Source organism: Streptomyces sp. NWU339, from assembly GCF_003143855.1.
Taxonomy (GTDB): domain Bacteria; phylum Actinomycetota; class Actinomycetes; order Streptomycetales; family Streptomycetaceae; genus Streptomyces.
The window spans coordinates 1-11,036 of sequence record NZ_QFRK01000103.1 but is presented as its reverse complement, the minus strand read 5'-3'; the positions used below and the strand labels follow the sequence as shown (position 1 = coordinate 11,036).

Annotated in this window: 7 protein-coding genes and 2 pseudogenes; 4 read left to right on the top strand and 5 right to left on the bottom strand. The window is 71.6% G+C overall.

The features are described 5' to 3' along the window. Window positions 1-457: 457 nt before the first annotated feature. From DIZ27_RS42880 to DIZ27_RS42865, 4 genes and pseudogenes are all read right to left on the bottom strand, one after another. The gene (locus DIZ27_RS42880) at window positions 458-1,603 is read right to left on the bottom strand and encodes an MFS transporter (RefSeq protein WP_109383704.1); all 1,146 of its coding nucleotides are present in this window, start codon (window positions 1,601-1,603) and stop codon (window positions 458-460) included. A 38-nt stretch (window positions 1,604-1,641) separates the two neighbouring features. After that, complete coding sequence (locus tag DIZ27_RS42875) at window positions 1,642-2,208, bottom strand: Chromate resistance protein ChrB (protein ID WP_109383703.1); 567 nt, start codon at window positions 2,206-2,208, stop codon at window positions 1,642-1,644. A 109-nt stretch (window positions 2,209-2,317) separates the two neighbouring features. Then, window positions 2,318-3,007 (bottom strand): annotated as a pseudogene (locus tag DIZ27_RS42870) (Tn3 family transposase); the annotation flags it as partial. A gap of 198 nt (window positions 3,008-3,205) precedes the next feature. After that, window positions 3,206-6,010, bottom strand: a complete 2,805-nt coding sequence (locus tag DIZ27_RS42865) for an AMP-binding protein (protein WP_258308872.1) — start codon at window positions 6,008-6,010, stop codon at window positions 3,206-3,208. Window positions 6,011-6,187: 177 nt separating this feature from the next. Between DIZ27_RS42865 and DIZ27_RS42860 the strand changes: the two genes are divergently transcribed. The 3 genes from DIZ27_RS42860 to DIZ27_RS42850 all read left to right on the top strand — a co-directional run bounded on the left by DIZ27_RS42860 (window position 6,188) and on the right by DIZ27_RS42850 (window position 9,933). Then, window positions 6,188-7,234 carry an iron ABC transporter substrate-binding protein gene (locus tag DIZ27_RS42860; RefSeq protein ID WP_109383701.1) on the top strand — a complete coding sequence of 349 codons (1,047 nt, stop codon included), beginning with the start codon at window positions 6,188-6,190 and terminating at the stop codon, window positions 7,232-7,234. Window positions 7,235-7,393: 159 nt separating this feature from the next. Further along, window positions 7,394-8,878 carry an iron ABC transporter permease gene (locus tag DIZ27_RS42855; RefSeq protein ID WP_181383992.1) on the top strand — a complete coding sequence of 495 codons (1,485 nt, stop codon included), beginning with the start codon at window positions 7,394-7,396 and terminating at the stop codon, window positions 8,876-8,878. Next, window positions 8,875-9,933, top strand: coding sequence for an ABC transporter ATP-binding protein (locus DIZ27_RS42850; RefSeq protein ID WP_109383699.1), 1,059 nt, complete (start codon window positions 8,875-8,877; stop codon window positions 9,931-9,933). The genes DIZ27_RS42855 and DIZ27_RS42850 overlap by 4 nt, the downstream gene beginning before the upstream one ends. Window positions 9,934-9,947: 14 nt before the next feature. On the opposite strand, the pseudogene DIZ27_RS42845 reads toward DIZ27_RS42850, so the two are convergent. Beyond that, a pseudogene (locus tag DIZ27_RS42845) lies at window positions 9,948-10,706 on the bottom strand (transposase family protein); the annotation flags it as partial. A gap of 60 nt (window positions 10,707-10,766) precedes the next feature. Between DIZ27_RS42845 and DIZ27_RS42840 the strand changes: the two are divergent. Beyond that, a partial coding sequence (locus tag DIZ27_RS42840; RefSeq protein WP_258308871.1) for a transposase domain-containing protein occupies window positions 10,767-11,036 on the top strand: 270 nt, incomplete at its 3' end.

Sequence of the window (11,036 nt, the reverse complement as noted above, 5' to 3'; positions counted from 1 at the left end):
CACTMSTGCCACTCCAGCTCGGCCGCAGCGAGTTCGGCCTGGATACGGTCGGCCTCCTCCCGCAGCCCGTCCACGCGACGGCGAGCGGCGAGCTCGTGCTCTTCCAGCAGTCCGACGACCGACGGCATCCGCAACCTCCCCAAGCAGTGACCACCCGACAGGCCACCACTCCCACGGAACCACCACCCCTATGCCCGACCAGGCAGAACGCCGTCCTCAAGCTCGGAAAGACAACAGCTTCTTACCGGGTCCCCGGTTCGAGCCGGCCGGCAAGGTACGGCTCCCGCGCGTGGCTCCTTCAGGTCTGGGATGTGGTGGTAGAGGGTGCCCGGGAGACGTCGAGCAGCTTGACGATGCTCGTGATCGAGTGCTCGGGGTTGGGAGCATGTCACGGGCTGCCCACCGGCTGTCCGGGCTGACGAAGGATTTTTGAAGACTGCCCGGCAGGCACTCGGGGCTACTTCGACGCTCGCGCCGTGCGGGGGCGGACCGCCAGCGCAAGCAGCGGGCCGGCGGCCAGCAGGACGGCCAGGGCCGCGTAGCCGGAGGTGAGGGTCGAGACGGTGGCGACACCGGCGACAAGCAGGGGGCCGCCGGCGTCGCCGAGTTCGCGGCCCAGCTCGGCAGATCCCATCGTCTGCCCCATTCGCTCCTCCGGTGTCGATGCGGCCAGGGCGGCGAAGCCGAGCGGGGTGATCAGTCCCGTGCCGGTACCGATGAGAGCGGCGGCCAGCAGGATCCCCACCAGGCCGGGCAGCATGGCGGCCGCGAGTCCGGTGGCGGTGATGAGCAGTCCGGCGAGCAGTCCGGGGCGGGTGGTCAGGCGCCCGGCGTCCAGGGCACGGCCGGCCTTGGGCTGGACGACGGCGGCGGTGGCGGCGAGAACGGAGACGGCGGCGCCGGTGGCCACGGTGCCAAGTCCGGCAGCGGCCCCCGAGACGGGCAGGAAACCCACACCCACGGAGAGCGCGGCGGTGGCGGCGGCGAGCGCGGCGGTCGGGGCGAGGAAGGACCGGTCGGCCAGGCGGCGGGCGAGGTCGGCCACGGTCTGCCGCTTGCGGGGCAGCGGCGGCACGACGGGCACGGCGAGCACGGCCCACACCGCCACGGCCGCCGCGCACGCGGCCATCACCGTGAACAGCAGCCGCAGGCCGCCGGCCCAGACCAGGACACCACCGAGGAGGGGGCCGAGGGTGTAGCCGATGGACTTGTAGAAGCCGTAACTGCCGAAGGCGCGCCCCCGCTTGGCGGCCGGATTGAGGCGGGCGACCATGGCGGAGGCCGAGGGGGAGAAGGCGGAGGCTGCGGCGCCCTGGCCGAGGCGGGCGGCCCACAGCCAGCCGGGGCTGTCGGCGATCGCGTACAGCGCGGAGGCGCCGGCGAACGCGATCAGGCCGCCGAGAAGCACGGGCTTGCCGCCGATCCGGTCGGCAAGCGAGCCGAAGACGGGCTTGAGCAGGACCTCGGCACCGTCGTAGAGGGCGAGCAGTCCGCCCAGGACCAGGAGGGAGGTGACGGCGTCCTCGGAGAAGCCGCCGAGGTTGGCGGCGATGCCGTGGGCGCCGAAGGCGGTGGTGAACCCGGCCGCGTACAGCGGCCACATGGCCCGCTTCGGGGCGGCCGGGGCTATGGGCTGTGCGGTCACGATGGGTCCTCGTCGGTGGCGTGCAGCGCGGCGAAGACGCGCTCGGAGTAGTCCTCGCAGGCGGCGGCGCACCGCTTGAGGTGTTCGGCGGCTTCGGCGGCTTCGGGGGCGCCGAAGACGTCCCGCGCGGTCAGATCGCGGTGCCAGCGACGCAGCCGCTCCAGGCTCTGCTCCTCTTCCTCCAGCTCGGCCAGGGTGAACTTGGCGATCCGGATCTCCTTGGCGATCTCGGCCTCGAACTTGCCGCAGTCCGCCAGGAACTCCGTCCAGTCCGCCGAGCGGGCGGCGGTGAACATCTCCCGGAACCGGGCCGCGTCCTCAGGCGAGCGGCCGGATGCCTGGAGCGTCACACCCTGACCGCCTGCGGTGTCGGTGAGTTCGAGGGCGCGCTGGATGCCGTCGGCGAAGACCGGCACCTCCGGCACCGCCCAGATGCCCTGGCCCAGCGAGAGGGCCCCGATCTTGCGCAGCTCCCGCCACACCGCCACGCGGTGCCGGGACGGGTCCGCGGGCAGCTTGATCACCAGGACCAGCCACCGGATGGCCTGTTCGATGTTTGTCACGTCTGCGAATGTAGCAGGCGTTACATCAGTTGATGTATTCGAGACCAATCACGGTTCCGTTGGTCCCCGGGGCCGGATTCCAACGAACGGTGCCGGGGGCCGGTGCGTGTCAGTCTTCGTCCTCGGTGTCCTCGGCGGCGTACGGGTCGCGGAAGGGACGCAGGCCCTGGCCGGCGCCGCTGGCCTTGATGTTGAACAGGTAGCGGCCCAGGAAGTTGATGTGCCGGTCCTTGAGCGGGGAGAGCCGGGCGACGTCCTCGTTGCGGATGTCGTGGCCCTCGGCGCGGAGCCGGGCGACGTCCTCGTTGCGGATGTCGTGGCCCTCGGCGCGGAGCCGGGCGACGGCGGCGTCGAGATAGCGGGTGTCCCACAGGACCACGGCGTTGAGGACCAGGCCGAGGGCGGCGAGCTGGTCCTCCTGGCTCTCGCGGTATACCTGGCGGATCTGGCCCCGGCCGCCGTGGCAGATCGCGCGGGCCAGGCGGTGGCGGGACTCCTGCACGGTCAGTTGCCGGTTCATCAGCCGGCGGTAGGTGTCGTCGACCGGGTCGACCAGTGTGAGCAGGTGCATGGTCTTGTCGATGCGCCCGTACTCGGCGAACGCGGCACCCAGCGGGGTGGGATGGCCCTCGCGGCCGAACATGCGCAGCAGGTCGTAGGCGCGGACCTGGTTGGTGATGAGCGATCCGGCGACGCGGAGCATGCCCGGCCAGTGTGTGGCGATGCGCTTGAGGTTGACCTTGTTGTAGGCGATCGCCTCCAGCGGCCCGTACCCGCCGGCCGGTCCACCACGGCCTGACCCCAGGCCCGAAACGCAAGCCCACCACGCCCCGACGACGCCATCAGACACTCACCCACCCAACAACGTGACAGCGCCCCCGCTGGGAAGAAACGCCCCACTTGCTCGACAGCCACTCCTGGGGAGCCCGGCCGTCCCTTCCCCGGCCCGCGGGCCAGACCCGGTGAAGGGGCGGCTGCAGCTCCTGCCGGAGCGAAGTCAGCGGTTCGGAGGCGGCGAGGGCCGCGTGCCCGGCCGCCCCGCCGCCTGGCGGCGTCCGGCGTGGCCGGGCGGGGTTCGGCCTCCCTCGTGCCAGACGCTCCCGGCAGATCCGTCGGTTGGCGTCGGGACGGAGACGGAGGAGTTCACGGCGGGCCCGAGTGGGGGAAGGAGCCGGTTCGTCAGACGCGTGGCCACCGCTCCGTATCCCACTCCGAACGCCAGGGAGACCAGCAGGGCCAGCATCGGGGAGTGGTCCCGCAGGTACGGGTAGACGTGGAAGTGCGTCAGGTAGATGTACAGCGAGCTGCCCGCCAGGATGCCTGCGAGCCGGTTGAGCGCGGAGACGCTGGGCAGGGCCGGGACCCACAGCAGCAGGGTCAGGCCGGCCACGACGATCGAGGTGCGCAGGGTCTGTCCCGCGGGGAACAGCCCCGGCACGGTGACCAGCAGGACCGCGGTCAGCAGCAGCCGCTGGGCCGCCGTGCGTGCCCGCGCCGCGGCCCAGCCCAGTGCGAACAGGAAGAAGACCACGGTCGGACTGAGGTGGTAGCGGATGTGGGCGAGGTCCCAGAGGTCGTAGCGTCCGACCAGGCCCAGGCCCACCAGTGCCAGAGCGAAGCCGAACGGGCTGCGCCGCTCCGCGCGGTCCAGCAGCGGGATGGCCAGCAGCACCGCCAGCCCGGTCAGGAAGTAGACCAGCGCCTCGACGAACCAGTACCGCCACTCCGGATCCGACCCGTCCTGCTCGAAGAGGCTGTTGGCCAGGACGACGTTGGCCAGGTCGTACTCGCGGGTCAGCAGCAGCGCGAAGGTGATCCACACCATGCTGGGAACGGCGATGCGGGCGATGCCACGCCACAGCCTCCGCAGACGGTCCCGGCGCTCGTGCGCGGAGAGGTGGAAGCGGGCGAAGTTGAAGCCGGCCACGCCGAGGAGCACATGGGCGCCGCCCTGGATGGCGAAGACGGGGATGTGTGAGCCCACGATCAGGACGATGCCGATCGCGCGCAGGGCGATGCCGGTCTCCAGGGTGCGCAGGGATCGGTGCCACGGTCGCGGGGTTCGAGCGGGGTGCCGCTGAGTACGGTGGTCGAGCAGCTCCCGGATCGGTGTGGTGTGCCAGTTGGCGGGCAGCGGGCCCAGGACCTGCTCCAGTCGCAGTGACATCTCGACATAGGAGAGCGAGTCGCCGCCCAGACCCACGAAGCTGCTGTCCTCGGTGACGTCGGTCCGGTCGAGGAGCAGCGCGTAGAGGGCGCACAGCTCAGCGACGGTGGCCCCGGGGCGGGGCGGCGGCACCACCTCTTCGCGTGCCAGTCGGCGTACGGCCTCGTAGTCGGGCTTGCCCGAGGCGAGCCGGGGAAGTTCGGGCTCCATCCGTACCCGTATCGCGCGGGGCGGCAGGCCGCAGTGGTCCGCGACCACGTGCCGGACGCGTGCCGCGTCCACGCCCTCGGCACCGGCTGCGAGTACGGCCAGTGCGTCGTCGTCGCCCGCGCAGTAGGCCGGTATGCCCTGTTGCCCCAGGATCGCCTCGATGCGCTGCGGGTCTATCCGCAGTCCCAGGATCTTGGTGAACCTGCTGCGGCGCCCCACGATCTCGTACAGCCCGTCGGGGGCGCGCCGGGCGATGTCCCCGGTGTGCAGTTCCTCGACGGTGCGGCCCAGGGCGAGGTCGGCTGGGCCCTCGGCGTATCCGAGCATGACGTTCGGGCCGGAGTACACCAGCTCGCCCGTGTCCGGCTCGTCGATGCCGTCCACCGGTTGGAGCCGGAAGGAGCCACCGGGTATGGGCATGCCGACGGCGTGCGGGCGTTCGGGCGCGAGGGCCGGGGGCAGGTACGCCATGCGGGCCGTGGCCTCCGTCTGCCCGTACATCACGAACAGCTCCCAGCCCGCGCGGCGCCCCGCCGTTGCGTAGCGTGCGACGCGTTCGGGTGCCAGGCGGCCGCCGGCCTGGGTGACGTAGCGCAGGTGGGGCAGTTCCATGTGCTCGAAGCCGACCCGGTCGAGCAGGTCGAAGGTGTACGGCACGCCGGCCAGTGCCGTGCCGCCCGCGGCGCGGAACAGGTCCCAGAAGCAGGTGTCGGTGACCGAGAGGCCGGTGACGATCAGTCCGGCGCCGCGCAGCAGATGGCTGTTGATGACCGACAGGCCGTAGCAGTAGTGCATGGGCAGCGTCGTCGCGGCGCGGTCACTGTCGTCGATGTTCAGGTAGGTGGCGATGGACTCGGCGTTGGCCTGGAGGTTGTCGTGCGAGAGCCGGACCAGTTTCGGCGAGCCCGTCGAGCCGGAGGTGGACAGCAACAGGGCGAGGTCCGGGTGGAGGGTGTGGACCGTGGTCTCGCGCCGCTCGTCGACGAGCCAGGTCGTGCCCTCCCCGTCCGTCCCGGGACGGATGACCACGTCGGGGTCGTAGCGGCCTACGAGTGAGCGCAGGGCGGTGTCGTTGTCGCTGGGGGTCAGCAGGAGGGGGTGGCCGGCGGTGAGGGCGGCGAGGTAGAAGACGAGGGCGTCCACCCGGTTGGCGCCCGCGAGCAGTACCAGGCGGCGGGCCGTGCCGAGACGTTCGGCGGCCGCGGTCACCCGCGTGGCGAGGTCGCAATACGACAGCTCGCCGGTCTCGGTGATCAGGGCTACGCGGTCGCCGTGCGTGGCGAGGTCGCGGGCGAACCCCACCGTCTGAGGCCGTGCCGACGGCGTGGCCAACGGAGTTGGGCCGGGAGGAGCGGTGGGGGCCGAGGCGGGACGCGGGAACGGCTCGGCAAACGGGGCCAGGATCGGCTCAGGCGACAGTGCCACGGGCGCGTGACCTTTCTGCGGCAGCGTCCGCAAAGAGAACAGATCCCTTGACAGTTAGGCAAGGTTTACCTTACTAATAGCATGTTCTCAGCTGGCTTGAAAGCATCACTTCGCTGCTCGCCCGACCGACGACGCGACCCGCGGCGTAGGGGGGCGAGCCATGCAGGAAGGCACCCCATGCGACGCCCCCTGGCCGGCCGGATCACCGCGCTCATCGCGGCCGGCCTGCTCGTCCCCGCCCTCGCCGCCTGCGGCGCCGACGACGACAAGGGCGCCTCGGCCAAGAGCGGCGACTCCACCCTCGTCATCTACTCCGGGCGCAACGAGAAGCTGGTCAAGCCGATCCTCGACAAGCTGGAGAAGGCCGTCGGCGCCAAGGTCGAGGTGCGCTACGGCGACAGCGCCGAACTGGCCGCGCAGATCCTGGAGGAGGGCGACCGCACCAAGGCCGGGCTGTTCTTCTCGCAGGACGCGGGCGCGCTCGGCGCCCTGTCCCAGGAGGGCAGGCTGGCGAAGCTCCCGCAGTCCAGCCTCGACGAGGTGGACCCGGCCTACCGCGGCAGCGCGGGCGACTGGGTGGGGCTGTCCGGGCGCGTGCGCGTCATCGCGTACAACCCGGACCAGCTCGGCGAGGGCAAGGTCCCGGACAGCATCCACGACGTGGTGAAGCCGGAGTGGAAGGGCAAGGTCGGCTTCGCGCCCACCAACGCCTCCTTCCAGGCGTTCGTCACCGGCATGCGGGTCCTGGAGGGCGACGACGCCACTCGCGAGTGGCTCAAGGGCCTGAAGGCCAACGGCAAGACCTACGCCAACAACCTGGCCACCCTCGACGCCGTCGAGTCCGGCGAGGTCTCCCTCGGGCTGGTCAACCACTACTACTGGTACGAGCGGGTCGCCGAGAAGGGCGAGGACAAGGTGGGTGCCAAGCTCCACTTCCTGCCCGGCAAGGACCCCGGCGCACTGATCAACGTGGCCGGCGTCGGCATCCTCAAGGCCGGCGATCAGACGGAGACCGCCCAAAAGGCCGTCGACCACCTGCTGTCCAAGGAGGCGCAGACCTACTTCGCCGACACGACGAAGGAGTACCCGCTGGCCGCGGGTGTCACCAGCTCGGTCGAGGACCTGCCGCCGTTCGACTCCCTCGAGTCCCCGGACATCGACCTGGGCAAGCTGGAGTCGCTCCAGGAGACGCTGGCCATGCTCCAGGACGTCGGGCTGGTCTGACCCGCTGTGCGCACACCTGAAGTCACCCCGCGCCCGGACGGAGCCGCCGGCTCCGCCGGGCGCGAGCGCGTCGGCGAGGCCCGCAGGGCCCGTACAGGCCTCGCCCGTCGGGCCCGTACGGCTGACCGTCGGCCGGCCGGACGCAGACCGCCACTCGTCCTGCTCGTACCCTCCTGCCTCGCCGCCGTGTTCGCCCTGCTGCCGCTCGGCTACCTCGCCGTCCGCGCACTCGAACGCGGGCCGGGGTACGCCTGGGACATCGTCGCCGACGAACGCACCCTCCAACTCCTGGGCCGCAGCCTCGGCCTGACGGCAGTCGTCGTGGTGGCCTGCCTGGTGCTCGGCGTCTCACTGGCGTGGTTGACCGTGCGCGCCGACCTGCCCGGGGCACGCGCCTGGTCGGTGCTGGCCACCCTGCCGCTCGCCGTGCCCAGCTATGTCGCCGCCTTCGTCTGGCTGGCCGCCGTGCCCAAGATCGCGGGGTTCACCGGGGCCGCGCTCACGCTCACCCTGGTCAGCTTCCCGTACGTCCACCTGCCGGTCGCCGCCGCCCTGCGCGGCATCGACCCGGCGCAGGAGGAGGCCGCCCGCTCCCTCGGTCACGGCCCCCTGCGCACCTTCCTCCGCGTCACCCTCCCCCAGCTCCGCCCGGCCGCGGCGGGCGGCGCACTGCTGGTCGCGCTGTACGCGCTCTCGGACTTCGGCGCGGTCTCGCTGCTGCGGTACGACACGTTCACCCGGGCCATCCACACCTCCTACAGCGCCTCCTTCGACCGCACCCCGGCCGCCGCACTCAGCGTCGTCCTGGTGGTGATGACGGTGGCGCTGGTCGCCGCCGAGACCCGCACCCGGGGCCGCGCGGGCCACGCCAGGACCGGCGCCGGCACCGCGCGCCCGGCCGCACGGGTCCCGCTGGGGCGCTGGCGAACCCCCGCCCTCGCCTGGTGCGCGGCGGTGACGGCAGCCGCCGTCGTCTTCCCGCTCGCCACCCTCGGCTACTGGCTGGCCGTCGGCACCTCCGCGACCTGGGACCCCGGCGCCCTCGCCCGGACCGCCTGGGCCACGCTCGGCGTCGCCGCCGCCGGAGCCGCGCTCACCACCGTGCTGGCGCTGCCCGTCGGGGTGGTCGCCGCACGGCATCGGGGGCGCGGCGCCCGGCTGCTGGAGCAGGCCTCCTACGCCGGGCACGCGCTGCCCGGCATCACCGTGGCGCTCTCCCTGGTCTTCTTCGCGGTGCGCTACGTCTACCCGCTCTACCAGCAACTCCCCCTGCTGGTCTGCGCGTACGCCGTGCTCTTCCTGCCGCTCGTGGTGGCCGCCACCCGCGCCGCCGTCCTGCAGGCACCGCCCGTACTGGAGGACGTCGCCCGCTCGCTGGGCCGATCGCCCCTGCGGGTGCTGCGCGAGGTGACCGTGCCGCTGGCCGCACCGGGCGTGGCAGCCGGCGCCGCCCTCACCTTCGTGGTCTGCATGAAGGAGCTGCCCGCGACCCTGCTGCTGCGCCCCACCGGCATGGACACCCTGGCCACCCGGCTGTGGACCGAGACCGGCGCCGGTTCCTTCGCCGCCGCGGCCCCCTACGCCGCAGCCCTCATCCTGCTCGCCGCCGTCCCCTCCTACCTCCTGGGCAGGCACCGCACATGAACGACCACGACAACGAGCTCCACATCGAGCAACTGACCAAGTCTTACGGCCCCGAAGCCCCCGTCCTGCGGGGAGTGGACCTCACGGTCCCGGGCGGCGCCCTGACGGCCGTGCTCGGCCCCTCCGGCTGCGGCAAGACCACCCTGCTGCGCATCGTCGCCGGATTCCTGCACGCCGACGCGGGTACGGTCGCCGTGGGCGGCCGCACCCTGACGGGACCCGGCGTCCAGCTGCCGCCCGAGGGCCGCCGCATCGGCATCGTGCCCCAGGAGGGGGCCCTCTTCCCGCACCTGAGCGTGGCCCGCAACGTCGCCTTCGGCCTGACCGAATCCGACCGGAGCGAGCGCCGCCGCCGTACGGAGGAGATACTCGACCTCGTCGGGCTCACCGGCTACGGCGACCGCATGCCGCACGAACTGTCCGGCGGACAGCAGCAGCGCATCGCCCTGGCCAGGGCGCTCGCCCCGCGCCCCGCACTCGTCCTGCTCGACGAACCCTTCAACGCCCTCGACAGCGCACTGCGCGCCGGAGTACGCGCGGATGTACGGGCCGCGTTGCGGGCCACCGGGGCCACGGCACTGCTGGTCACACACGACCAGCAGGAGGCCCTCTCCACCGCGGATCTCGTGGCCGTCGTACGGCAGGGCCGCATCGCCCAGTGCGACACCCCGCAGGAGGTCTACCAACACCCCGCCGACCCGTGGGTCGCCGGTTTCGTCGGCGATGCGGTACTCCTCCCGGGAACCGTCCGGAGTGGCAGCTCCACGGCCAGCACCCCCGTGGGCCCCGTGGCATTGGCCTCACCGCCGCACGGGCGGGACACCGGCACGGTGGTGCTCCGCCCCGAGCAGCTGCAACTGACCGACGCGGGCACCGCGGGGGCGGTGCGGGGCATGGTCACGGACGTGTGCTTCTACGGCCACGACGCGAAGGTGACCGTCGCCGTGCGGGGTCTCGAGGCCCCGGTCGACGTCCGCGTCGCGGGCCCGCTGCCGGTGGGCCCCGGTCAGGAGACCGCCATCCGCGTGACCGGCAAGGCCACACTCCACGGGTAAGGGCTCGCAGAGAATCAACATGCGGGTTTGCTCTCTGGACGGCCCGGTTCCGCGGCGAGGAATGCGGCTACGTCTGCGGGAGTGCGGAACCGTGCAGTCGATGGCCGGATTGCTTGGCCGTGTTTGGCCAGGAGCGGCTGCACCTCTTGCACAGCCCGGGAGAGAGTGCTGCGGGTGACGCCGAAGAGTCCGGCCAGGAGTTCGTGTGTGCCGAGTTTGCGCCGGTAGAGCACGGTAGCCAGGATCCGGCCCGGGGCGGAGAGCTTGTCCTTGGCACCGGCGCCTCGGGCCCGGAGTCGTTCGCCGCCGCGCTGCCGGGAGCGGAACCGCTCACGCTGTTCCTCCAGGGCCGGAATCAGCTCGGTGATCAGGAGGTTCAGCTGTTCGACCGTCATGCCGGTCAGTTCTGGGTCGCCGAGCGAGGCGGGATCGGGACGACCCGGAGCCGGGGCTGTGGCACTGCCTGTCCGACCGGTGGTCTTGTGCCTGTTCTGGCCGGGGTGGGGGTGCGCGGGGTGCAGGGTGTAGTTCCAGTCGCCGTGGAAGCGGTGCCGGGCCATGGGCAGCATGTCGATCTCGGCATCGGTGACCTTCACTCCGGTGTCGTAGGTGCCCGTATCGAGTTCGGCCCGGACTTTCAGTCCGGTGCGGGTGGTGGTCGCAGCGATGCTCTGCACCATCACTTCATGGCTGGTCAGCGGTCTGCCGCGCCAGTTCATGGAGATGTGGGAGAACAACCGGTGCTCCACCTTGTTCCACTTCGACGTCCCGGGCCAATGCCGTTGTTTGAAGGTTCATTGAGTTGGTGGTGACGGACTGAGCGTCGCGCCGTTATGCGGGGTGTGCATCCGTGGAGCGGGGTATCTGAGCGAGTGCGGCTGGGCTTGATCACACAGTGGGTGACGCCCGAGTTGGTGGACGAGGTCCTGTCGGAGTGTCGCAAACGGGACCGTCGGCCGGGAGCGTTGCCGACGGGGTTCATGGTCTACTTCACACTCGCGCTTGCGCTCTTCCATCAGGACTCCTACGACGATGTGGCAGAACAACTGGTAGGTGGAATAAAGGAGTTGAGCGAGTGCATCCCGCACAAGGCGTCTTTCACC